Source organism: Amycolatopsis orientalis DSM 40040 = KCTC 9412 (genome assembly GCF_000478275.1).
Lineage (GTDB): Bacteria > Actinomycetota > Actinomycetes > Mycobacteriales > Pseudonocardiaceae > Amycolatopsis > Amycolatopsis orientalis.
Genome location: NZ_ASJB01000069.1, coordinates 193,075 through 215,287 on the forward strand (window position 1 = coordinate 193,075; position 22,213 = coordinate 215,287).

Consider the following 22,213-nt stretch of genomic DNA (forward strand, 5'->3'; position numbering starts at 1 on the left):
AGGGTAGGTAAGGAGGCCTTCACGACAGCGAGCGGGCGCCGCGGGGCTGCCGCATCCAGAGGACTAAATGCGGGCGGGGAGGGGTGCGGTCACGAGTCGGCGAAGCGGCGCGCGAGTTCGACGCGTGAGCGCACCCCCAGCGCGGTGAAGATGTTGCGCAGGTGGTGATCCACGGTCCGGTGGCTGATCACCAGCCGCCGCGCGATCTCCTTGTTCGTCTCCCCCGCCGCGACCAGGCGCGTGATGGCGTCCTGCTGCGGGGTGAGGCCGGCGAGGGACCGGTGCGGCGCGTCGACGGTCTCGCCGGTCGCCCGGAGCCCGGCGCGGGCCCGTTCGGCGAACCGGGTCGCGCCGACGTTTTCGAAGCCGCGCAAGGCATCGCGGAACTGATCCCGCGCGTCCCTCGTCCGCCGATGGCGGCGCAGCAGGGTGGCGTACGCGAACCGCGTCCTGGCGAGTTCGACGGCGCCGCCCGCCCGCCGGTGCGCCTCGATGGCCGCCCGGAAACGCCGTTCCGCCACCACCGGATCCTCGGCGGTCAGCGCGTGACAGCGGTGGCTCAGCGCGAGCCAGCAGGGTTCCGCCCCGGCCAGGGTCCAGCGATCGAACACCTCCAGCGCCGTCCGCGCGCGTTCGGGCCGCCCGGCGAGGACGGCCGCCTCGACCAGTTGCGGGGTGGCGAGGACCCGGATCACCGGCTGGTCGCCGGAAACACCCGACGCGAGGTCTTCGAGCCTGCTCAGCGCGTCGTCCGGCCGGTCGTCGGTCAGGTCCAGGCAGGCGTTCGCCCACGCCGAGACGGCGGCGGGCCTGCCGAGGCCGCGTTCGGCGATCCCGCCCGCCGCCTCGTCCAGTTCGGGGGCCCGTTCGCCCAGCAGCGCGGCGGCGAGCCCGAGCAACGTCAGATGCTCCATCCGCAGGTTGTGGGGCGCGTGCAGGCCCTCGCGGGACGCCGCCCGCGCGCACGGGAGGCGGTCGAGCGCGATGGCCGACAGCGACAGGTAGATCAGCGCCCACGGCAGTTCCGCGTGCCGCCTGCCCAGCCGCGCGCGGCTCACGGCCGCGGCCGCGTACTCATGGGCCCGTTCCGCGTGCCCACGGGCGAAGGCGGCCTCGGCGGCCCAGACGGCTCCGGCGACGTCGGCGTCGTCCATCCCCCGTCGGACGGCCTCCTCCAGCGGGTCGACGGCGTCGTCGTGACGTCCGGCGTAGACCGAGGTGAGACCGCTGAAATGGGCGGAGGCCAGTCCGTCTCCGGCGGGGACCGTCCGCGCCAGGCCCCGGTACCCGCTCAGGTCGCCGCCGAGTCTGCGCGCCTCACCGGCCAGCAGGAGCGCCGCGGCCGGATCGGGCAGCAGTTCCGCGGCCGTGCCCAGTTCGTGGGTGGCGACCGCGGGATCGCCGTCGCGCAGTTCGATTTCCCCGTGCAGCAACGCCACCGCGCCCGGTTCGGCATCGACGCGCGAGAGCAGCAGCCGCGCCCAGCCCGGCCTCCCCGCCTGCCAGGCGGCATCGGCGGCGGCCAGCAACCTGGCCGCCCGCACCGGCGGATCGACGGTCAGGGCGGCGGCGCGTTCGAGTTGCCTGGCCGAGGCCGCGTGGTCCGCCGCCGGTGCGGTGGCGAGGGCGTCGGCGAGCGGGGCGGACGGCGCCGAGGTGGCCATCGCGCGATGCCAGAGCGCGTCCGGCCCCTCCCCCTCCGCGGCCAGCCGCGCGTGCGCCGCGCGGCGATCCGACGGTGACGCCGCCGCCGACCACGTCGCTTGCGCCACCTTGCTCGCCGGGGAATCCATGACGACGGCGAGGAACCGGACGCGTTCGCCGGCAGGCATCGCGTCCAGCCTGGCCGTGTACCCGGCCAGGCGTTCCCGCAGGACCGGCGACACCGGCTCGCGGCCCGCGGCCTGAGCCGGGGTGAGCTGCGCCGCCAGCGCGACGAGGTCCGCCGGATTCCCGCCGCCCAGTTCGACCAGCTGCGGGCGTACTCCGGCGGGCACACTCCGGTCACGCAGCAGCAGGTCCGCCGCCTCGGCGGTCAACGGGGCCAGCTCGACGGACTCGAACTCGTCGGATCCGGACCGCGAGGCGAGCACCATCCCGACCGGGGTCCCGGACAGCCTCCGGGCCGCGAAACCCAGTGCCGCCAAGGACTCCGCGTCGACCCACTGCGCGTCGTCCACCCAGCAGATCGCCGGTCCCGGGATCTCACTAAGCCGCCGATGCGCTTCCGCTCCGCCGGTGACCGGGGCGCCGAACAGGCGGTGCAGCGCCCCGAACGGCAGCGCGCGCTCCGCTCGCAGGCCCCGCACGCCGAGCAGGCGGACGCCGGACGCGCCGCGCAGCTCGGTCAGGAGCGCCGACTTCCCGAGTCCTTCCGCGCCGCGGACCAGCACGGCGTGCCCGGCGAGCGACCGCAGCCCGCCGAAGAGATCGTCCCTGCCCCGTAGCGGGTACACGACGTCCCGGACAGGCATCGGCGCCTCCTCGAAATCCCTTTCGATGAAACACCAAGCGCAAGTGTTTCACAAGATCCTGCTGGGCACCTTCCCTTCCACGAGTGCCGCGAGCAGCGTCGACGCCGCCTCGAGATCGGGTGTGCGTGACGCGAGGACGTCCGAATACAGGAACGCCTCCCCCAGCCGGACGATCGCGTAACAGAGGCTGTCCAAGCTGACCGCGGGCACGAAGCCGCCGTCGTCGACGTCGCGGCGCAGCAACTCGACGTGCGCCGCGATCACCCTCGGCTGGACCCGCCCGTCCGGATCGGTGAGCAGCCGGATCGCGAGCACCGGCTCGTCGTCGAGGAAGCGGCGGAACCCGGCACTCGCCGCCAGGACCGACCGGTATTCGCGCATGATCGCGAGACAGCGCAGTTCGCCCGCCGCATTACGCACCACATCGCCCTCATCGCGCTCCCAGGTGCGCGCGGCGGCGGTGAGGGTGTGCTCGGACAGGTAATAGAGGGCATCACCGAGCAGGTCTTCCCGGTTGCCGACGCGGCGGAACAGGGTGCTGCGCGAGATGCCCAGGTCTTGGGCGAAGGCGGACGTGTCGACACGGATGCCGCGATCGATCCACCGCGCCGCGGTGCGGACTATGTCCTCGGCTGAGGGGTTCACGATCGCCGATCGTACGGGCGGCGGACCCGCTGAACGTGGGCGCGGACGAACACTGGCGATTTCGCCGATGCGGCGTCGTCGTCCGTTTTGCCACAGTCCCTCACCACGGACTGTGTTCAACGGCGAACGGAGACGGCACCATGCGTAGTACGACCCGGATCCTTTGTGGACTGGCCACCGTCGCGGCACTCACGGTCGCTCCCACGGCCTACGCCGCCGAGAACCCCTACGAACGGGGACCGGACCCGACGGAGAGCAGCATCGAAGCCTCCCGCGGCTCGTTCGCGGTGTCGCAGACTTCGGTGTCGAGCCTGGCCGTCACCGGCTTCGGCGGCGGAACCATCTACTACCCCACCAGCACCGCACAGGGCACGTTCGGCGCTGTCGCCATCTCGCCGGGGTTCACCGCGACCCAGTCGAGCATCGCGTGGATCGGCCCGCGGCTGGCGTCGCAGGGATTCGTCGTGTTCACGATCGACACCAACACCATCTACGACCAGCCCGACAGCCGCGGCGACCAGCTGCTGGCCGCGCTCGACTACCTGACCCAGCGCAGCAGCGTCCGCTCCCGCATCGACACCTCCCGCCTCGCGGTGGCCGGGCATTCGATGGGCGGCGGAGGTTCGCTCGAAGCGGCACAGGACCGGCCGTCACTGCAGGCGGCCGTCCCGCTCGCGCCGTGGAACACGCAGAAGTCGTGGTCCTCGCTGCGGGTGCCGACGTTCATCATCGGCGGCGAATCCGACACCGTCGCGCCGGTGGCCTCGCACTCGATCCCGTTCTACACCAGCATTCCCGCCTCGGCGGAGAAGGCGTACATGGAGCTGGACAACGCGAGTCACTTCTTCCCGAACACGGCGAACACGACCATGGCGAAGTACACGATCTCGTGGCTGAAGCGGTTCGTGGACAACGACACCCGCTACGAGCAGTTCCTCTGCCCCGCCCCGGACGACCGCACGATCAGCGACTACCGGGACACCTGCCCGCACGCCTGAGCGCATCGGGTCCCGGCGCGCCGCGCCGGGACCCGATCTCCACCCCCGCGTCCCCTTTCGCCGTTGGGAGTTTCCCGCGTGACCCTGTCGACTTTCGAGATGTCCGGCGTGTCGGTGAGCTTCGGCGGTCTCGTCGCGCTGTCCGGCGTCTCCCTGACCGTCGCCCCGGGCCGGGTGCTCGGCGTGATCGGCCCGAACGGCGCGGGGAAGACCACGCTGTTCAACGTGGCGTGCGGTTTCGTCCGCCCGGACACCGGCACGCTGACCTGGCGTGGCACCGAACTGCGGAGGCTGCGCCCGCATCACCTCGCGCGCCTCGGCATCGCCCGCAGCCTGCAGGAGCTCGGTCTGTTCGACGGGATGACGGTGCTGGACAACGTCCTGGTGGGCGCGGACAGGCACGCGAAAGCGGGCTTCTGGTCTTCACTGCTGGGACTGACACGGGACGAGAAGGCACTGACCGAGCGGGCGATGGCCTACCTCGACGAGTTCGGCATCGCCGACGTCGCGCACCGCTACCCCACGAGTCTCCCCTATCCGGTCCGCAAACGCGTCGCCCTCGCCAGGGCACTGGCGGGCGAACCGGATCTGCTGTTGCTCGACGAACCGGCGGGCGGGCTCTCGGCCGCCGAGATCGCCGACGTCGGCACGCTGGTACGGGGTCTGACCGACCGCATGTCGGTGATGCTCGTGGAACACCACATGGATCTCGTGATGGCGGTCTGCGACGAGATCGTGGTGCTGGACTTCGGCAAGGTGATCGCCCACGGCACCCCGGACGAGATCCGCGCGGACCCGGCCGTGCAGGCGGCCTACCTCGGCGAGGAGGTGGCCGGTGCTGACCGTTGAGAACCTCTCGGCGGGCTATGGCCCGGTCCGTGCGCTCGATTCCGTGAGCCTGTCCGCCGCCCCCGGTGAGATCACCGCGGTCCTCGGCGCGAACGGCGCCGGGAAGACCACCTTGCTGCGCACCATCTCCGGGCTCGTCCGGCCGTCGGGCGGCCGGATCTCCCTCGCGGGCCGCGATCTCACCGGAGTGTCCACAGAGGACCTTCCCGAGCTCGGCCTCGCGCACGTCCCCGAAGGCCGCGGCGTCCTGGCCGAACTGACCGTCGAGGAGAACCTGCGGCTGGGCGCCCTCGGCGCGCGCGGTCGCGCGACGGCGACCGGTCTGCGCCGGATCTACGACCTCTTCCCGGTGCTCGCCGACCGCAGGAACGGCCTCGCGCATGTCCTTTCCGGCGGGGAACGGCAGATGCTGGTGATCGGCCGCGCGCTGCTGTCCCGGCCGAAGGTCCTGCTGCTCGACGAGCCGTCACTGGGCCTCGCGCCGCGGATCGTGGCGCAGATCTTCGACCTGCTGCGCGGTCTCGTCCGCGACGACGGGCTGGCCGTCGTGCTGGTCGAGCAGAACGCGCGCAGCGCGCTGTCCATCGCCGACCACGGCGTCGTGCTCAACCTCGGCGCGGTCGTCGTCCGGCGGGACGCGGCCGCGCTCGTCGCGGACGACGACCTCCGGCATGCCTACCTCGGATTCTGAAAGGGGCCTCGTGCAGCAACTGCTGACCACCGCGCTCACCGGCCTGACCCTCGGCGTGGTCTACGCCGCCTTCGCGCTGGCCTTGGTGCTGATCTGGCGGGCGACGCGGATCGTGAACTTCGCGCAGGCGCCGATGGCGATGATCACCACCTACCTCGCGCTGGTCCTGATCGACGCGGGCTGGTCGTACTGGCTCGGTTTCACCGTCGCCCTGCTTTCGGGGCTGGTACTCGGCGCCGTGGTGGAACGGTTCGTGGTCCGGTTCGTCTCCGGGAAGCCGGAGATCAACGCCGTCATCCTCACCCTCGGCTTGTTCATCGTGCTGCACGCGCTGGCGGCGCTGGTGTTCGGCGCGCGGTACCGGTCGTTCCCCGCGCCGTTCGGGCTGACCGGTTTCCAGGTCGGCGGCACGACGATCGCGCTGACCGGATTCGGCGTGTTCACCGTCGCCGCCGTCGCGGTGGTGCTGACCGGGCTCGTGCTGCTGTTCCGTGGCACCGATCTCGGCCTGCGGATGCGGGCCGCCGCGTTCGACCAGGAGGTGGCCCGCCTGCTCGGGGTGCGGGTCGGGCGGATGCTCACCCTCGGCTGGGCGCTGGCCGCCCTCGCCGGTTCGCTGGCCGGGCTGCTGATCGCCGGCGGCGGGCTGGTCCATCCGTCCTATATGGACGGTGTGGTCGTCTACGGTTTCGTCGCGGCGGTGCTCGGGGGCCTGGACAGCCCGGTCGGCGCGGTCGTCGGCGGCGTCGTGCTGGGCCTCTCCCTGAGCCTGATCAGCGGTTACGTCGGGGCCGAGCTGGTCCCGCTCGCGGCGCTGGGGATCCTCATGGTGGTCCTGCTGCTCAAACCCGGCGGGCTGTTCGCGAGTGTCCGCGAGCGGAGGGTCTGACATGCCGCGCAGATCTCCTCTCCTCGCCCTCGCCGCACTGGTCGTCGTCGTTCTCGTGCTGGAGAACACCGGCCCGTTCCTCACCGCGCAGTTCACCGCGATGGCGTACTTCGCGATCGCCGCGGGCGGATTGACCGTCCTCATCGGACTGAACGGACAGCTTTCGCTCGGCCACGGCGCGCTCATGGCGGTCGGCGCGTACTCGGCGGCGTTGCTGCTGAAGACGGCCGCCTTGCCCCTACCGGTGGTCCTGCTGCTGGCCGTCGGGGTCACGCTGGCCGTCGGCGCGCTGGTCGGTGTCGCCGCGGCCCGGCTGCACGGGCCGTATCTCGCGGGCGCGACGCTCGCGCTCGCCGTCGCCGTACCCGGCATCCCCCTGTTCTTCGGCGGGACACTCGGCGGCGAGCAGGGACTGCCGGTCCGGATGCCGGAGATCCCCGGCTGGCTGGCGGACGCCGCCTACTTCGCCACCGGCCAGGACCTCACGCCGATCCGGTATCTCGCCTACCTTTCCTGGTTCGCGGTGATCCTCGTGTTCGTCCTGCTGGCGAACCTCTCCCGTGGCCGCGTCGGCCGCAACTGGCGCGCGGTGCGCGACGGGGACGTGGCCGCCGAACTGGCCGGGATCGACCTCGGCCGCACCCGGGTGCAGGCCTTCGTGGTCAGCTCGGGCTGCGCGGGACTCGCCGGGGCGCTGATGGCGTTGTCCGCGCGACTGGCGGCGCCGAGCGGATTCGCGCTGACGTTGTCGCTGCTGCTGGTCTCCGCGGTGGTGCTCGGCGGGCTGGGCAGTCTCACCGGCGCGCTCGCCGGGGCGGCGCTCTTGACGTTCCTGCCGCCCTTGGTGACCGGCGCGGGAACGGATCTCGGCCTGTCCGACGTCCAGGCCGCGCAGCTGGCGCCGTTGAGCTACGGCCTGGTCACCGTCCTGATCGTGCTGCTCGCACCGGCCGGCCTCTCCGGCGGGCTGCGGAAACTCATCCACTGGAGGCGAAGTTCATGAAACGCTGGTCCCGGGCCGTGGCCCTCTTCCTGGCCGTCACGGTCACGACAGCCTGCGGCGCGGGTGGCAGACCCGAGGGCGGGGAGAAGGGCTCGTCCGTCGGCGTCACCGACACCACCGTCAAGATCGGCGCGCATTTCCCGTTGACCGGCGTCGCCGCGCCGGGCTACAGCGAGATTCCCAGCGGCCACCAGGCGTACTACGACTACGTGAACGCGAACGGCGGGATCAACGGCCGCAAGATCGAGTTCGTGGTCAAGGACGACGGGTACAACCCGACGAACACCAGCGCGGTCACCAACGAGCTGGTGCTCAAGGAGGAGATCTTCGCGATGGTCGGCGGCCTCGGCACGCCGACGCACAGCGCCGTCGTCGAATTCCTGAACAGCTCGAAGGTCCCGGATCTGTTCGTGTCGTCCGGATCGCTGCGCTGGGGTGACGACCCGAAGAAGGCGCCCTTCACCTTCGGCTGGCAGCCGGACTACGAGATCGAGGGCAAGATCATCGGTGACTGGGTGCGGAAGAACCTGCCGCAGGCCAAGGTCGGCCTCTTCCTCCAGGACGACGACTTCGGCCGCGACGGAGAGAAAGGCGCGCGCCGCTTCCTCGACAAGCAGATCGTGGAGGTCGCGAAGTACTCGCCGGGCAACACCGACATCGCCCCGCAGATCGCGAAACTCAAGGCCGCGGGCGTGGATCTGGTGCTGGGCTTCACCGTCCCCTCCTACACCGCGCTTTCCCAGCTGGCGTCGTTGAAGATCGGTTTCAAGCCGAAATGGTTCTACAGCAACGTCGGCTCCGACCCGGCCCTCGTCGGCTCGCTGCTCGCGCGGTTCTCCGAAGGCAAGGTCACCCAGGGTGCGTCGCTCATCGACGGCGTCCTCACCACCGAATACCTGCCGGGTGTCGACGCTCCGGACAGCGCGTGGACGAAGCTGTGGCAGAAGGTCTGGAGCGGGCACGGCAAGGGCGGGGAGCTGACGAACTACCGGATCTACGGGATGGCGCAGGCGTACACCTTCGTCCAGGCCCTGCAGGCGGCCGGGCGGGACCTGACCCGCGAGGGGGTCGTCGAGGCGATCCAGCGGTCCGGCAAGACGTTCGAAGGACCGGGCCTGGCGCCGTTCCGCTACACCGGGGAAAGCCATCTGGGCATCTCCGGGATGTCGGTGGTCGAACTCCAGGGCGGGGCGGGCAAGGACCTGACTCCGGTCCTCGTGACCGACATCGGCGAAGCACCCATCGAGGCGAACGACTCGGCGGCAGGCGACGCTCCGCCGCCGAACGGCATACCGGAGGCGAAGACGGGCAAATAGCGGGAAGGACGCCGGTCGCGCGCGGCCGGCGTCCTTCCCCGGCACCTTGATCAACTTTTGCCGCCCCACTACCACCAGGGTAAAATCGATGCCGATCCGTTGGGTCCCAGCGGTTTCCATTCCGGCGCGCCGCGAGGCCGCCAGCTTGCTGTCGCCAGAGAAAGGAGCAGCCCGCGATGGCGCGCCGAGCACCCGGCATCGAGCATTTGGACGAACTCGCCACCACGGTGGCCGCGCTGACCAGGACGCTGGAGACCGAATCGGACGAGACAGTGCTCCTGAACGCCGTCTGCGTCACTGCGGTGCGGGCGGTACCGGGCGCCGACATGGCCAGCATCACCGTGGTCCGCGGGGACAGGCCCGAAACGGCCGCGGGGACGGACCCTCGCGCGTTCGCCGTCGACAGCGTCCAGTACGAGACCGGCGACGGTCCCTGCCTGCGGGCCGCGCGCACCGGCCGGACCGTCCGGCTCTCCGTGGAGGAGGCCCGTGAGTCCTGGCCGCGTTTCACCGCCTCGGCCGAAGAAGCGGGTGTCGGCAGCTACCTCTCCACTCCCCTGGACGTCGACGAACAGCTGACCGGGGCCTTGAACCTCTTCGGTCTCGGTACCCACGGCTTCCAGGACGACGACTCGCATCTGCTCCGGCTCTACACCACTGTCGTCAACTTCGGGCTGCGGAACAGACGCAAGCGCGAGGACGCGCGCACCGTCACCCGGCAACTCGAGACCGCCATCCAGAACCGGGCGGTGATCGAACAGGCCAAGGGCATCCTGATGGCCGTCCACCGGATCACCGCGGAAGAGGCATTCCGGCGCCTGATCACCGAGTCGCAGCACACCAACACGAAACTCCACGACGTCGCGGCCCGGTTCGTCCGGGACGCCCGGCTTCCCTGAGCCCGGCCGAAGGGGTTTGGATCGCATGCCGAACGGACATCCTGTCAGCCCATTGGCGTGAACCTCATCGCCGCGTCAAGCAGCCGGCGCCGTCGTGACGAGGCACCGGACGTGAGGTGGCGATCGGCATGGAAACCTACTTCGGCGAAGCGGCGCTGCTCGGGCTGCATCGCTATGTGCGGCGGGTGAGCCGGGAACTGGGCCTGCACGGCGACGCGTTCTGCACGCAGGTGGAGCCGATTGCCAGTGCCTACATCGCCCTGGACCGGCGGCTTCCCGGCCGCCCCGATCGGGATGTGGCGCTGGTGTGGAACGAACGGCACGGCTGGGCACTGGCCGTCGAGACGAACAGCGGCGAGGACCTCATCGTCGTCGGGTACCTGGGCGACGAGCTGCTGGCGCCGCCGCGGTCGGTGGCCGGATTCGCCAGGGAAATGCTCGCGGGTGAACGCGCCCCGCGATTCGTGGACCCGCCGCCGCTCGAGGACGAAGGCGATCTCATGCGCCGGCTCGCCGCCTATCGCGATCCCGAGGCCGTCCTGGCTTTTTCACCGCGGGCGGAGGACCGTGAGAACGGTGGATGACCCGCACCGGCAGGAAATGGCGAAGGAACTGCTCGAGCGAGTCCGAACCCGCACCGAAGTGAACCGGGCGATCGGGATCCTCCAGGTCTGGAACGCCTGCGACCGGAGAACGGCGAGCGACGACCTGCGGGACGGCCGGGAGCACCGGGACGAAGCCCAGCGGATGATCGCCGTCGTCGACGCCGCCGCCGACGGGAGCGCCGATCCGGACACCCGCTGGGACTGAAACCTCCCCCGGCCCGAGTTCGCTCGCTGGTGCGACAGCGTGGGCCGGGTGCGCGATGATGGACCCGAGGCAGTGATTACGACCGGGTTCTCATTGACGGAGGTTGCGGGCGGTGGACGGTCGGCGCCGGGAACGGCTGTGGCGGCTCGTCACCGAACGCGTCTCGGAGCGGGACTCCGGAATCGGCTGGGTCGGTGTGGTCTGCGCGGTCGCCGTCGAGGTACTCGACATCGACGGTTCCGCGATCTCCCTGCGCGTGCGGGACCACGACCAGGAGCTGATAGCCGCGGACGGGGACTGGGCGATCTCGCTGGAGGAACTGCAGTACACCGTCGGTGAAGGTCCCGGCGTGGAAGCCTTCGCCTCCGGCGGTCCCGTACTGGTCAGCGACCTCACGCTCGACGAACAACGCTGGCCGGGCTTCGCGGACGCCGCCGCCGGGCAAGGACTCGGCGCGATATTCGCCTTCCCGTTGCAGATCGGCGCGATCCTGCTGGGCACACTGGACCTCTATCGCCGCGCGGCGGGTCCGCTGTCGCCGGAGGAACTGAGCGACGGCCTCGCGCTGGCGGATCTGGCCACCACGGCCCTGCTGACCGACAGCACCGGCGAGGGCGGGCAGAACGCGCTGTGGGCACGCCCCGACGTCGTCGGCTATTACGACGACGTCAACGTGGCGACGGGGATGCTCGCCACCGAACTGAAGATCAGCCTCGAAGACGCGCTGCTCCGGCTGCGTGCCCATGCCTTCAGCCATCAGCGGCCGGTGACCGAGGTCGCCAAGGCGGTACTCGACCGGCAACTGCGATTCGACTCTCCCCAGGAGCCTTCGTGAGTGGTGATGACGGTTAGAACCGTCATTACCACTCACGAGGGCAGGCAGGGTCTCAGCTCGCCGGCAGCACCCGGCCACGCACCTCGCCGAACCCGATCCGCGCGCCGTCCGCGCCCGGTGCGGAGCCGGTGATCACGACCTCGTCGCCGTCCAGCAGGAACGTGCGCTCCTCGCCCTTGACCGTGAGCGGTTCCTTGCCACCCCAGGACAATTCGAGGAACGCGCCGCGCTGATGCTTCTCCGGACCGGAGATCGTCCCGGAGCCGTACAGATCTCCCGTACGCGACGACGCGCCGTTGACCGTCAGATGGGCCAGCATCTGGGCGGGCGACCAGTACATCTCGCGGAACGGCGGGCGGGCGACCTCTTCACCGTTCCATTCGACGACCAGGTCGATGTCGAGGCCCCACGGGGCACTCTCCCGCAGATACGGCAGCGGCTCCGGATCCGTCTGGCCGGGCAGCGGGATCCGGGCGGCTTCGAGGGCCAGGATCGGTACCACCCAAGGGGAAATGGAGGTCGCGAAGCTCTTGCCCAGATGCGGGCCGAGCGGAACGTATTCCCACGCCTGGATGTCGCGGGCCGACCAGTCGTTGAGCAGGACCGCGCCGAAAACGTGACGGGGGAAGGCATCCGGGGAGATCGGGGTGTTCCGCGGCGTTCCCGCGCCGACGATGAACCCCAGCTCCGCTTCGATGTCCAGGCGGGCACTCGGCCCGAACACCGGCGCCGGGTCGGCCGGGGCCTTGCGCTGACCGCTCGGGCGCACGATGTCCGTACCGGAGACCAGGACCGTGCCGGAGCGGCCGTGGTAGCCGACCGGGAGGTGTTTCCAGTTGGGCAGCAACGGTTCCGCGTCGGGGCGGAACAGCCTGCCGACGTTCGAGGCGTGGTGCTCGGAGGCGTAGAAGTCGACGTAGTCCGCGACCTCGATCGGCAGGTGCAGGGTCACCTGGGCGACGGGATGCACCGCGCTGTCAGGGATTTCGCCGGAGACCAGCTCGCGGATCCGCTCCCGGACGGCCACCCAGCGGTCGTATCCCTGCGCCATGAACGGGTTCAACGACGGCGCGGCGAACACGTCGTCGCCGAGTGCGGCGGCCAGATCGACGACCGAGTCCCCGACGCGGACGCCGACGCGCGGCGAGTCGCCGTCGACGGAGAAGACGCCGTAGGGCAGGTTGCCGAGGCCGAACAGGGATCCGGCGGGGATGTCGATCGTGGTCATGCCTCTCCTCGGGGCGTTTCGAGCAGGCCGAGGCCGGCCAGCTCGGTCAGGGGGTCGGTGATACTGCAGGTGCCGAACGAGGTGAAGCCCACACGGGCGGCGGCGACGCGCTCCGCGTCCAGTGCCCGCACCCGCCCGGCGACGACCGCGCCGTCCCGTTCCGCGAGCAGGGTTTCGGGGTCACCGTCGGCGTGGAGGACGGCGTCGGTGGCGAGCAGCAGGTTCAGGAACCCGTGCTGTTCGAAGCCGGTGTCCGGATCGGTGTTGCGCAGCGCGTGGTGGAGCCCGGCGGTGGCCTTGAACGGCACGCCCGCCCCGACCGCCGCCCGGACCGCGGCGGCGAGTTCGGCTTCGTCGGGGTACAGCTCGGCCCGGACGCCGCCGGTGCGGAACTTCGCGCGGTGGCCGGTGCCGGAAAGGGCGGTCAGCAACGGGATCCGCCGCTCGTCACGCGGGATCTCGACGAACACCGGCGCGGTGGCGGCGGAAATCGCGGCGAGCACCTCGTCCGGCGTCATTCCCGCCGGGACGGCGATCTCCAGGGCTTCGAGTTCCACCGGCAGTGCGGCGACGGCCTTGAGCACACCTTCGAGCTGCTCGGGACCGCCTGGCAGGGTCACCGCGATCGGCAGCGGCGCGGCACGTTCACCCAGTACGCCGGCGAGGTGGTCGAGCGCGGTGGCGGCGACCACCAGGGGTCCGACGAGGCCGGAGTACCACGCGGAGACGTGCTCGTCGTGCGCCGCGACGGCGTCCGGCAGCGGCGCCGAACCCGGGGGGAACACGGCAGCGTCGTCGCACAGCCCCGCGAAAAGCGGGGGAATCCGTCCGCGGTCCGCCATAGCCGGCCTCCTCGCCGATTTAGTTCATACTTTTACTACCTGACCGGCAGCGTAGTCCGCTCGTCCGGGCGACGGGAAGGGCTGCCGCTTCGCGAGACCGGAACCTAACGACGGCTGCGGGTGCCGAACTCTTCGCGGCTGGTGATCAGCTTGCCCAGGAGCATCACGAGGATGCGCTGTTCGGTCTCGGTCAGCGCGTTCGTCCAGCCGAATTCGCGCTCGTTGTGTTCGCGGAAGACCGAGACCATCTCTTCGCGGCCCGCGTCGGTGAGCGACAGCTGCACCGAACGGCCGTCGCGCTCGTCCGGGACGCGGTCGAGCAGTCCGTCCGCGACCAGCGACTTGACCAGATTCGACACCGCGGCCCGGCTCATCCCGGTCAGCCGGGCGGTGCTCGTCGGTTCGAGCGGCCCGGCGAGCCAGACGACGAACAGCAGCCGGAACGCCGACCACGACCGGCCGCGTGGCCGGTGCACGGCGGCTTCGAGGTCGTAGGTCACCAGGTCCGAGGCGCGGTTGAGGGTCAGCAGCACCTCTGTCGCCAGCTGGTGGCGGAAGCCGTACTCCTGCGCGAGACGCCGGTTCGCCAGCGCCACGAACGACCAGAAGTCCAGTCCGGCCGCGTCCACGTCTTCCATCGCCGAACCCTAGCCCGGCCCGCGAAAGTGGTCAAAGTCGAAACTACTTTGCCTGGCCTCCCCTTACCGCCTCGTGAGTGGTAACAACGGTTAGAACCGTCATCACCGCTCACGAGCCTTGACCAGCCCCTCATCAGCGTCTCGAGCCCCCGCCAGTACATGAAGGCCCCCTTCCTTGCGCCTAGCGCAAGGAAGGGGGCCTTCATGTACTGGGGAAGGTGTGAAGGTCGAGTTTCCTCGGCTGAGCCGAGGGAAGGGGACCTTCACGCCCACCTGTTGTGGCTGCCGGTTCCTGTGTGCCACCTGTGGCGATTATCGATTCCCGGGTCAGGGGTCGTGAGTGGTAATGACGGTTCTAACCGTCATTACCACTCACGAGGGCAGTGGAGGTGTCTACAGTCGGGCACTAAATCCGTGGAGGTTCCTCCATGGCGAGCCGTCCCCCATCACCGGTTTGCTGGAGGCATGAGCAGAACGGAAGTTCCACCGGGGACCGCGAGGGCCGTCCGGGTGCGGTCGGGAGACCTGGTCCGCGTGATCGACGTCGACGGAGGCCAGGTCGGCGACGTCTTCGCCTTCACCGACGGCGGGACCGAACTGGCCGAGCACCACAGCGCCGCGCACACCCGCGCCGCGAACGACAGGCTGTTCCCCGCCATCGGCGAGTCCTTCGTGACCGACCGCCGCCGCCCCATCCTGACCCTGGTCGAAGACACCTCGCCCGGCGAGCACGACATGCTCGTCCCGGCTTGCGACCCGGCCCGGTACGCCGCGCTGGGGGCTCCCGGTCACCGCTCCTGCGCGGTGAACCTCACTGAGGCGCTGGACGAGATCGGCCTGTCCTTCACGGGCGCCGTTCCCCAGCCGATCAACGTGTTCATGCGCGTCCCGGTAAGCGAAGACGGCCGCCTGAGCAGGCTCACCGCGTCGTCGCGACCCGGCGACGCGGTGACGCTACGGGCCGAACTCGACTGCGTCGTCGTGCTCTCCGCCTGCCCGCAGGACCTCGTCCGGATCAGCGCGGGCCGTCTCTCCCCGCTCGCCATCGAAACCGTCCACAATGGAGGAACCCGATCATGACCACCACCGTCGACCACGCCCACCCCGCGCTGGCGCCGATCACCCTCGGCGGTCTCGCGCTGCGCAATCGCTACGCCGTCGCGCCCATGTCCCGCGTCTCGGCGCGGCCGGACGGCACCCCCACCGGCGAGATGGCCGACTACTACGCCGAATTCGCCCGCGGCGGGTTCGGGCTGGTGTTCGGCGAGGGCACCTATCCCGACACCGCCACCAGCCAGGGTTACCTCTACCAACCGGGCCTCGCGAACGACGAACATGTCGCGGGCTGGCGGGTGGTCACCGCCGGAGTTCGCGCGGCGGGCGGGCGGATGATCGCCCAGCTCATGCACGCTGGGGCGATCTCTCAGGGGAATCCGCACCGGGAACACACCGTCGGACCGTCGGCCGTCAAACCCCTCGGGGAGATGATGCGCGCGTACGGCGGCTCCGGGCCCTGGCCCGTGCCCCGGGAGCTGACCGCGGCCGAGATCGACGACGTAGTCGAGGGCTTCGCCGCCGCGGCCGAGCGCGCCCGCCGGGCCGGGTTCGACGGCGTCGAGGTGCACGCGGCGAACGGCTACCTGCTCGACCAGTTCCTCACCGACTACACCAACCAGCGCACCGACTCCTACGGCGGACCGGTCGCCAACCGGATCCGGCTGACCGCCAGGGTCGTCTCCGCCGTCGCCAAGGCCGTACCGGATCTGCTGACCGGCGTCCGGCTGTCGCAGACCAAGGTCAACGACTTCGCCTACCGCTGGCCCGGCGGCCGCGCCGACGCCGAGGTGATCTTCGCCGCCGTCGCCGAAGCGGGCGCGGACTTCCTGCACATCGCCAGCGAGGGCCGGAACTGGCTGGAGACCGCGAAACTGGCCGACGGCGGCACCATCACCGCCCTCGCCAGGAAGGTCACCGGGCTGCCGGTGATCGCCAACGGCGGGATGCACGACCTCGCCCAGGCACACGAGGTGCTCACCGGCGGGCACGCCGACCTGCTCTCCCTCGGGCACGGCGCGCTGGCCAACCCGGATCTGCCCGCCCGCGTCGCGGCGGCGGAACCGCTCGCCGAATTCGACCGGGCGATGGTCACCCCGGCGGTCACGGTGGCGAACGCGCGCCGGTGGCGGGAGAGTCGGCAGGCGTGACGGAAACAAGCTGGCACGGCGGCGCGGCCGCGGTGGCGACCCTGACCTTCGACGTGGACGCGGAATCCCCGATCCTCGCGCGAGGACGGGGCTACGCCGATCATCTGTCGACCATGTCGCATCAGGCGTACGGCCCCAGGGTCGGGGTGCCGCGCATCCTCGACCTCCTCGGTGAACTGGACGTGCCGGCGACGTTCTTCGTGCCGGGCTGGGTCGCCGAGCAGCGGCCCGGCCTGGCGGCCGCGATCGTCGAACGCGGGCACGAGGTGGCCCATCACTCCTACAGCCACCGCCCGCCGACCACGATGACCGCCGCCGAACAGCGGGCCGATTTCGAACGCGGCATGGCGGTCTTCGCGAGCCAGGGCATCGAGATCAGCGGGCATCGCGCGGCGGGCTGGGAGTCCACTTGGGACACTCCGGACCTGGTGGCCGAATACGGCTTGAGCTACGACTCGTCGCTGATGGCCGACGACCGCCCCTACCTGATCGAAACCGGCGCGGGCCGGATCGCCGAACTGCCGGTGCACTGGTCGCTCGACGACTGGGAGCAGTACGCGTTCCTGCCCGCGCCCCAGATCGGTTCGGTGATCACCTCGCCGGTGCGGGTGCTGGAGATGTGGCGCGCGGAGCTGGACGCGATGCGCCGTCACCGGTGCCTGTTCAACCTGTGCCTGCACCCGTTCCTGTCGGGCAGGCCGGGACGGCTGGCCGCCGTACGGGCACTGATCGAGTTCGGGCTCGGCGTCGGCGACGTCCGGTTCGCCCGGTGCCGGGACGTGGCGGCCGCGGCGCTGGCCGATCCGGCACTGCCTGCCGAACCCTTGCGGCGCCTGGAAGTCGACCCGGCGGTCTACCCGGACTGAGCCGCCGCCTCCAGTGCCAGGAACAGGTCGACGCGGTCCGCCGTCCGCCCCACGTCCCGTCCGGTCAGCTCCGCGACCTTGGCGAGCCGGTTGCGCAGGGTGTTGACGTGCACGTACAGGGCGGCGGCGGTGGCCGCCCACTGGCCGTCGTGGTCGAGGAACGCCCGCAGCGTCGTCTCCAGGTCGCCGTCGCGGACGCGGTCGTGCTCGCGCAGCGGACCGAGCAGGGCGTCGGCGAAGGCATGGCGCCACTGCTCGTCGTGCGATTCCAGCAGTAGCCGGTAACTGCCCAGCTCGGCGAAACTCGCCGCCACCGGGCCGCCGCGCCTGCCGCGGAGCACACGACAAGCTTCACGGCTGCGCAACAACGGCGTGCGCAGCCCGGCCGCACCGGAGACGGGATCGGCCAGCCCGACGACCACGCGCCCGCCCCCGGACCGGTGTGCCACCGCCGCCGCCAGCCGGGGTGCGAGCGCCGCGGGTGACCGCGTTCCCGACCGCCAGGACAGCACCGCAACGACGTCCCGGCTGCCCGCCGCCACGACCGCGGGCAAACCGTCGGCCAGCAGGAAATCGGTCACGGCCTCCGCCATCCCCGGCCGGGTCGCGGCGTCGTCGTCACCCGCGAACGCCAGCGCGAAGACCGCGAGCGGCCCGTCCGGATCGACCCCGAAAGCGCGCAGCCTGCCCGGCACCTCCGCGGCCCGTTGCGCGCCGGAGAGGACCATGTCCAGCAGCTCGACGGCGAACCGCATCTCGATCGCCTGCACCGCCTGATGCCGCGCGACCTCCAGGCTGAGGTAGCGCGCGGTCTGCTCCAGCGCGTCCCGCTCCCCTTGGCTCAGTTCGGCCACGGGACGCAGACAGAGCAGCGCGGCGTCCGCTTCGCCGATCGCGCCGACCGGGAACAGCGCCGCCCGCGTCCCCGCGCCCAGATCGGCTTCCAGTGGCGGTGGATGCCCGGCCAAGGCCTCCGCCGCGGCGCGCAGTTGCCCGGCGTCGAGTACGGCACCGGCCGCCGCCAGCTCCCGGCCCATCCGGTCCACGACCGCCAGCGGCAGCTCGTGCTCCCCGCGAAGGACCGCCAGCACCCCGGAAGCACCGGCGCCCCTCGACAACGCCGAAGTCAGCTCGTCCCCTCGGCGCACCAGCGACATCAGCGCGTGCTGCCTGCCCCTGGCCTGGATCGCCGCCGCGGCGCGGGTGACCGCCGTGAACGGCACCGCCACCGAGATCTCCAGCAGCGGCAGCGCGGCTTCCCGGCACGCCTCGGCGAGGGCCGGGGGTGTGTCGGGCTGCTCGACGCGCAGACCGAAGATGATCCCCGCCGCTCCCGCGCGGACCACCCGCGCGACGAAGTCCGCCGGCTCGGTGCGGTCCAGCCACAGGCCGTTGGTCAGCACGACCTCGCGCTCGCGGACGTACGGCGCGGGGTCGGGCAGCTCGGTGTTGTGCACCCACAGCACCTGCTCGTCCAGTGCCCCGTCGCGGCCGGGAACGACCACGCTCAGTTCGAGGTCCGGGTCCGCGACCAGCGCCGCCAGGCTCAGCATGGCTGTGAATATATCCAGCCGGAGTTGTCCTTCATGGACGATCGGCCATTTCATCGGTTTTTCATGCTCGCGAATTAGCGTGCGCTCGAAGGCACTTCGGGATTCGAGGAGACCAACTGTGACGGCTGTTTCGCGCACGATCGCCGAGCGCTACACCTTGCTCGAGAAGCTGGGCGACGACGGGGCGGCCGTGCTGTGGCGCGGCGAGGACGGATCCGGCGGCCGCGAGGTCGCGATCAAGGAACTGCCGCTGCCCGCCGTCGACGAGGCGGCCCGCGCGGCGCTCGTGGAACGGCTTCGGCGCGAGGCCATGTCCGGGGTGGATCATCCGTCGGTGGTGCCCGTCCACGAGGTCGTGGTCGCGGACGGCGCGGCCTTCCTCGTGATGGATCCCGTGGAAGCGCGGACCTTGGAGGACTTGACGTCGGCCGGTCCGCTGGAGCCGCGGTTCGTGGCCGAAATCGGCGGAAAGGTACTCGGCGCGCTCGCTGCCGCGCATACGGCGGGCGTCGTGCACGGGGACGTGCGGCCCGCGAACATCCTGGTGTGCCCCGACGGCGCGGTGAAGCTGACCGGTTTCGGGATCGCCAAGGCCCTCGATCCGGCGGGCACACCGGCCTTCCTCGCCCCCGAAACGATCGCGGGGCACGAAGGCACTCCCCACTCCGATCTCTGGTCGCTCGGCGTGACACTGCTCAGCGCGAGCGAGGGCGGGAATCCCTTCCAGCGGAGGAACGTCGCGGCCACGCTGTACGCCGTCGTCAACGAGCAGCCGTCCTTCACCCGGACACACGGCCCGCTCGCGGACGTCCTCCGGGGGCTGCTGGCGAAGGCCCCGCAAGCGCGCATGCTGCCGGACCACTCGTTCCCGCTGCTGGCCCAGGCCGCGAGCGGGGTCGAAACCCCGGCACCGGTCCTGCCCGCGCCGCCGCGTCCCGGACTCGCCGCGCCCTCGGCGTTCGCGGTCGTGGCAGGCGTGGCGAGCATGCTCTTCGGCTTCTACGTACTGGCCGACGCGATGATGATCCACCGCGCGTACTTCGTGTTCGACATACTCTGGCCGCCACTGCTGCTCGCCCGCGTCGGGATCGTGCTGGCGGGCGCACTGTGGGTGGCCGGTGGCGGTCTTCTGTTCGCCAGGGTCCGCCATGGCCAGGTCATGCTCAGCGTCGCCGGCGGGCTGACGCTGCTCACCGTGCTGATGCTGAACGCGGTCGACGACGAACGGGAGTACTTCGGCCTCGCCCTGCAACCGGGTCTCACCCTCGACCTCCTGGCCCTCGTCTTCGCCGTCGTCCTGACCATCGTCGTGTGGTTCGTCCCGGCCGAACGTCGTCCTGCTGTGGGCTGATCCGCCCACAGCAGAGAAACCGGCGGACGGCCGGGCCCCGGCGGCATGGTCGGGGACATGACCGACAACGAGAAACAGCCGCTCTTCGACCAACGGCTCCGGGAACGGTTCTTCAGCCAGCGCGTGCTGGTCCTCGACGGCGCGCTCGACGACGACAACGGGACGGTGCTCACCACCCAGCTGCTGTCACTGGCGAGCGAGGACCCGCGCAAGGACATCGCGTTGTGGATCCATTCGCCGGGCGGCTCGGTCCCGTCGATGCTGGCGATCCGCGACGTGATGCGGCTCGTGCCGTGCGATGTCGCCACCCTCGCGCTGGGATTGGCGTGCAGTGCCGGGCAATTCCTGCTGTCCGCGGGCACGCCGGGCAAACGGTTCGCCCTGCCGCACGCGCGGATCCTGATGCACCAGGGTTCGGCGGGCATCGGCGGTTCGGCCGTCGAGGTGGAGGTGCAGGCGGACGATCTGCGCTACACCCGGGACACGGTGCTCGGCCTCATCGCCGAGGACACCGGGCAGCCCATCGACCGGATCTTCGCCGATTCCCTGCACGATCGCTGGTTCACCACCGAGCAGGCGCGCGAATACGGCTTCATCGACCACGTCGTCGAACGGCTCGACCAGGTCGTCCCCGTGCGCACTCACAAACTCGGCCTCGGTTCGGAAAGGGGTGTCGGCGCATGAGCAGCTACACCATCCCCAACGTCATTTCCCGCAGTCCCGCCGGCGAGCGGATCATGGACGTCTACTCGCATCTGCTGTCGGAGCGGATCATCTACCTCGGGACCGCGATCGACTCCGGCGTGGCGAACGCGCTGATCACCCAGCTGCTCTACCTGGAGGCGGACAACCCGGAGCAGGAGATCAACCTCTACATCAACACCGAGGGCGGCGACCCGTCCGCGATGCTCGCGCTCTACGACACCATGCGCTTCATCAAGGCGCCGGTGGCGACGACCTGTGTCGGCCAGGCCGTCGCGGCGGGGGCGATCCTGCTGGCCGCGGGCGAGGCCGGGCACCGGTTCGTGCTGCCCCACACCCGCGTGGTGCTGCACCAGCCCGCGGCGCAGGGCCGCGGCACGATCCCGGACCTGATCCTCCAGGCCGACGAGGTCGTGCGGGTGCGGACGCAGCTCGAGGAGATCCTTTCCGCCCATACCGGTCGCAGCGTCGCGGATCTCCGGCACGACACCGACAGGGACCGCGTGTTCGACGCGGCGGGCGCTGTCGCCTACGGGCTCGCGGACCGCGTCCTCGATCAGCGCGACTGACCGCTCAGGCGGCCATGAGCACGGGTCCCGCCGGGCGGCGGCCGACCGCGAGACCCGTGCCGCGGCGCCGCCGGACCGAGCCCGCGATGCCGACGAGCAGATCCGCCAGGTCGACCCCGAGCGCGCCGGTGACCGCGGCGATCATCTCGCTGGAAGGCTCTTTGCGGCCGCGCTCGATCTCCGACAGGTACTGCGGGGAGATCCCGGCGCGCTCCGCGACGTCGACGAGACGGCCGCCTTGTTCCTCCCTGGCCGCGCGCAGGCTCTGGCCCAGCACCTCACGCCACAGCGGTTCCGGCTCGCGATCGGCGGTGGAGGCGCGCTTCTGGTGGAAAGGGAGGATGTCCGCCATACGGTCATCGTGTCATCGGGACGGGGCCCGCGTGCGCTGTTCCGCTCAAGGCGAAACCCAGGCCGAGGCGGCGACACCGCGCAGGGCCTCGTTCAACCGGGTCCGGACCTCCTCCGGGCTCAACCCGAGTTCCGCCGCGACGGCGGGAGCGGGAATGGACCGACGACGCTCGACCACCGCTTCGACGACGACACGCTGAGGCGCGGGCAGCGCCCGGTATTCGTCCAGGAGGACGGCGTCCTCCAGCGCTTTGGCGAGCAGTCCTTTGTCGACACGGCTTTCGAGCACGAGCTGGAGGGCGGAAACCACCCTGTCGCGATCCTCGCGGGAGACCAGGACCGGATCCGGCAGGAGACCTTCCCCGCGCAGGTCCCTGGCGATCCGCACGGCCGTCCGCCGCGAGATCCCGACCCCGGCGATCACGTGGAAGATCAGCGCGACCAGCCGATCCGGCCGCGCGCCGGCTTCGACGCGCCGGTGCTGGAGCAACACGAGTGGG

24 protein-coding genes are annotated in these 22,213 nt (G+C 70.9%); 16 read left to right on the forward strand and 8 right to left on the reverse strand.

The features are described 5' to 3' along the window. Window positions 1-89: 89 nt before the first annotated feature. Complete coding sequence (locus tag L324_RS25185; protein ID WP_037313501.1) at window positions 90-2,474, reverse strand: helix-turn-helix domain-containing protein; 2,385 nt, start codon at window positions 2,472-2,474, stop codon at window positions 90-92. Between the two features lie 48 nt (window positions 2,475-2,522). Further along, the gene (locus L324_RS25190; protein ID WP_037313504.1) at window positions 2,523-3,119 is read right to left on the reverse strand and encodes a QsdR family transcriptional regulator; all 597 of its coding nucleotides are present in this window, start codon (window positions 3,117-3,119) and stop codon (window positions 2,523-2,525) included. Window positions 3,120-3,259: 140 nt separating this feature from the next. Between L324_RS25190 and bdeA the strand changes: the two genes are divergently transcribed. From bdeA to L324_RS25240, 10 genes are all read left to right on the forward strand, one after another. Next, complete coding sequence (bdeA, locus tag L324_RS25195) at window positions 3,260-4,117, forward strand: bis(hydroxyethyl) terephthalate hydrolase (protein ID WP_037313507.1); 858 nt, start codon at window positions 3,260-3,262, stop codon at window positions 4,115-4,117. Between the two features lie 99 nt (window positions 4,118-4,216). After that, complete coding sequence (locus L324_RS25200; protein ID WP_051174096.1) at window positions 4,217-4,966, forward strand: ABC transporter ATP-binding protein; 750 nt, start codon at window positions 4,217-4,219, stop codon at window positions 4,964-4,966. Further along, window positions 4,953-5,657 (forward strand): ABC transporter ATP-binding protein, encoded by a 705-nt coding sequence (locus L324_RS25205; protein ID WP_037313692.1) that lies wholly within the window; start codon window positions 4,953-4,955, stop codon window positions 5,655-5,657. Before L324_RS25200 ends, L324_RS25205 begins: the two co-directional genes overlap by 14 nt. A gap of 10 nt (window positions 5,658-5,667) precedes the next feature. Continuing rightward, window positions 5,668-6,546: a branched-chain amino acid ABC transporter permease gene (locus tag L324_RS25210; RefSeq protein ID WP_037313514.1), complete on the forward strand. Its 879-nt coding sequence runs from the start codon at window positions 5,668-5,670 to the stop codon at window positions 6,544-6,546. Window position 6,547: 1 nt separating this feature from the next. Next, window positions 6,548-7,549 carry a branched-chain amino acid ABC transporter permease gene (locus L324_RS25215; RefSeq protein ID WP_037313517.1) on the forward strand — a complete coding sequence of 334 codons (1,002 nt, stop codon included), beginning with the start codon at window positions 6,548-6,550 and terminating at the stop codon, window positions 7,547-7,549. Beyond that, entirely contained in the window at window positions 7,546-8,865 is a 1,320-nt protein-coding gene (locus tag L324_RS25220; RefSeq protein WP_037313522.1) for an ABC transporter substrate-binding protein, read from the forward strand. Before L324_RS25215 ends, L324_RS25220 begins: the two co-directional genes overlap by 4 nt. Before the next feature lie 176 nt (window positions 8,866-9,041). Then, window positions 9,042-9,764 carry a GAF and ANTAR domain-containing protein gene (locus tag L324_RS25225; protein ID WP_037313526.1) on the forward strand — a complete coding sequence of 241 codons (723 nt, stop codon included), beginning with the start codon at window positions 9,042-9,044 and terminating at the stop codon, window positions 9,762-9,764. Window positions 9,765-9,892: 128 nt separating this feature from the next. Then, window positions 9,893-10,348 (forward strand): DUF6292 family protein, encoded by a 456-nt coding sequence (locus L324_RS25230; RefSeq protein ID WP_063624619.1) that lies wholly within the window; start codon window positions 9,893-9,895, stop codon window positions 10,346-10,348. Continuing rightward, window positions 10,341-10,574, forward strand: coding sequence for a hypothetical protein (locus L324_RS25235; protein WP_152546992.1), 234 nt, complete (start codon window positions 10,341-10,343; stop codon window positions 10,572-10,574). The genes L324_RS25230 and L324_RS25235 overlap by 8 nt, the downstream gene beginning before the upstream one ends. 112 nt (window positions 10,575-10,686) lie before the next feature. Then, complete coding sequence (locus tag L324_RS25240) at window positions 10,687-11,409, forward strand: GAF and ANTAR domain-containing protein (RefSeq protein ID WP_152546993.1); 723 nt, start codon at window positions 10,687-10,689, stop codon at window positions 11,407-11,409. Between the two features lie 52 nt (window positions 11,410-11,461). Here L324_RS25240 and fahA read toward each other — a convergent pair whose 3' ends face one another. The 3 genes from fahA to L324_RS25255 form a co-directional block, all read right to left on the reverse strand. Beyond that, window positions 11,462-12,637: a fumarylacetoacetase gene (gene fahA, locus L324_RS25245; RefSeq protein ID WP_037313532.1), complete on the reverse strand. Its 1,176-nt coding sequence runs from the start codon at window positions 12,635-12,637 to the stop codon at window positions 11,462-11,464. After that, entirely contained in the window at window positions 12,634-13,479 is an 846-nt protein-coding gene (locus L324_RS25250; protein WP_037313535.1) for a hypothetical protein, read from the reverse strand. Before L324_RS25250 ends, fahA begins: the two co-directional genes overlap by 4 nt. Before the next feature lie 104 nt (window positions 13,480-13,583). Next, window positions 13,584-14,117 (reverse strand): MarR family winged helix-turn-helix transcriptional regulator, encoded by a 534-nt coding sequence (locus L324_RS25255; protein WP_037313539.1) that lies wholly within the window; start codon window positions 14,115-14,117, stop codon window positions 13,584-13,586. Window positions 14,118-14,582: 465 nt separating this feature from the next. Between L324_RS25255 and L324_RS25260 the strand changes: the two genes are divergently transcribed. Genes L324_RS25260 through L324_RS25270 form a run of 3 tightly spaced genes read left to right on the forward strand, consistent with a single transcriptional unit; the run spans window position 14,583 to window position 17,187 of the window. Then, on the forward strand, window positions 14,583-15,197 hold the full coding sequence (locus L324_RS25260) for a DUF1989 domain-containing protein (RefSeq protein ID WP_037313542.1): 615 nt from the start codon (window positions 14,583-14,585) through the stop codon (window positions 15,195-15,197). After that, window positions 15,194-16,321 carry an oxidoreductase gene (locus L324_RS25265; RefSeq protein ID WP_037313546.1) on the forward strand — a complete coding sequence of 376 codons (1,128 nt, stop codon included), beginning with the start codon at window positions 15,194-15,196 and terminating at the stop codon, window positions 16,319-16,321. Before L324_RS25260 ends, L324_RS25265 begins: the two co-directional genes overlap by 4 nt. After that, window positions 16,318-17,187, forward strand: coding sequence for a polysaccharide deacetylase family protein (locus tag L324_RS25270; protein WP_037313549.1), 870 nt, complete (start codon window positions 16,318-16,320; stop codon window positions 17,185-17,187). The genes L324_RS25265 and L324_RS25270 overlap by 4 nt, the downstream gene beginning before the upstream one ends. Here L324_RS25270 and L324_RS25275 read toward each other — a convergent pair. After that, a complete protein-coding gene (locus tag L324_RS25275) occupies window positions 17,175-18,740 on the reverse strand; it encodes a PucR family transcriptional regulator (protein WP_037313553.1) in 1,566 nt (521 codons plus the stop codon). The two genes, L324_RS25270 and L324_RS25275, sit on opposite strands and share 13 nt — an antisense overlap. 118 nt (window positions 18,741-18,858) lie before the next feature. Between L324_RS25275 and L324_RS25280 the strand changes: the two genes are divergently transcribed. The 3 genes from L324_RS25280 to L324_RS25290 are packed head-to-tail and all read left to right on the forward strand — an operon-like array spanning window position 18,859 to window position 21,362. After that, on the forward strand, window positions 18,859-20,091 hold the full coding sequence (locus L324_RS25280; RefSeq protein WP_037313557.1) for a serine/threonine-protein kinase: 1,233 nt from the start codon (window positions 18,859-18,861) through the stop codon (window positions 20,089-20,091). 57 nt (window positions 20,092-20,148) lie between these two features. Next, a complete protein-coding gene (locus L324_RS25285; protein WP_037313699.1) occupies window positions 20,149-20,775 on the forward strand; it encodes a ClpP family protease in 627 nt (208 codons plus the stop codon). Continuing rightward, window positions 20,772-21,362, forward strand: a complete 591-nt coding sequence (locus L324_RS25290) for a ClpP family protease (protein WP_037313561.1) — start codon at window positions 20,772-20,774, stop codon at window positions 21,360-21,362. Before L324_RS25285 ends, L324_RS25290 begins: the two co-directional genes overlap by 4 nt. A gap of 4 nt (window positions 21,363-21,366) precedes the next feature. Here L324_RS25290 and L324_RS25295 read toward each other — a convergent pair whose 3' ends face one another. Next, window positions 21,367-21,714, reverse strand: coding sequence for a helix-turn-helix domain-containing protein (locus tag L324_RS25295; RefSeq protein ID WP_037313564.1), 348 nt, complete (start codon window positions 21,712-21,714; stop codon window positions 21,367-21,369). Between the two features lie 45 nt (window positions 21,715-21,759). Beyond that, window positions 21,760-22,206, reverse strand: a complete 447-nt coding sequence (locus L324_RS25300; protein WP_037313568.1) for a hypothetical protein — start codon at window positions 22,204-22,206, stop codon at window positions 21,760-21,762. Between the last annotated feature and the right edge of the window lie 7 nt (window positions 22,207-22,213).

Coding starts and splice junctions, on each gene's coding strand:
- L324_RS25230 (WP_063624619.1), top strand. CDS start 9,893: ATGGAAACCTACTTCGGCGAAGCGGCGCTGCTCGGGCTGCATCGCTAT.
- L324_RS25285 (WP_037313699.1), top strand. CDS start 20,149: ATGACCGACAACGAGAAACAGCCGCTCTTCGACCAACGGCTCCGGGAA.
- L324_RS25225 (WP_037313526.1), top strand. CDS start 9,042: ATGGCGCGCCGAGCACCCGGCATCGAGCATTTGGACGAACTCGCCACC.
- L324_RS25185 (WP_037313501.1), bottom strand. CDS start 2,474: ATGCCTGTCCGGGACGTCGTGTACCCGCTACGGGGCAGGGACGATCTC.
- fahA (WP_037313532.1), bottom strand. CDS start 12,637: ATGACCACGATCGACATCCCCGCCGGATCCCTGTTCGGCCTCGGCAAC.
- L324_RS25250 (WP_037313535.1), bottom strand. CDS start 13,479: ATGGCGGACCGCGGACGGATTCCCCCGCTTTTCGCGGGGCTGTGCGAC.
- L324_RS25215 (WP_037313517.1), top strand. CDS start 6,548: ATGCCGCGCAGATCTCCTCTCCTCGCCCTCGCCGCACTGGTCGTCGTC.
- L324_RS25200 (WP_051174096.1), top strand. CDS start 4,217: ATGTCCGGCGTGTCGGTGAGCTTCGGCGGTCTCGTCGCGCTGTCCGGC.
- L324_RS25275 (WP_037313553.1), bottom strand. CDS start 18,740: ATGCTGAGCCTGGCGGCGCTGGTCGCGGACCCGGACCTCGAACTGAGC.
- L324_RS25255 (WP_037313539.1), bottom strand. CDS start 14,117: ATGGAAGACGTGGACGCGGCCGGACTGGACTTCTGGTCGTTCGTGGCG.
- L324_RS25295 (WP_037313564.1), bottom strand. CDS start 21,714: ATGGCGGACATCCTCCCTTTCCACCAGAAGCGCGCCTCCACCGCCGAT.
- bdeA (WP_037313507.1), top strand. CDS start 3,260: ATGCGTAGTACGACCCGGATCCTTTGTGGACTGGCCACCGTCGCGGCA.
- L324_RS25220 (WP_037313522.1), top strand. CDS start 7,546: ATGAAACGCTGGTCCCGGGCCGTGGCCCTCTTCCTGGCCGTCACGGTC.
- L324_RS25290 (WP_037313561.1), top strand. CDS start 20,772: ATGAGCAGCTACACCATCCCCAACGTCATTTCCCGCAGTCCCGCCGGC.
- L324_RS25265 (WP_037313546.1), top strand. CDS start 15,194: ATGACCACCACCGTCGACCACGCCCACCCCGCGCTGGCGCCGATCACC.
- L324_RS25260 (WP_037313542.1), top strand. CDS start 14,583: ATGAGCAGAACGGAAGTTCCACCGGGGACCGCGAGGGCCGTCCGGGTG.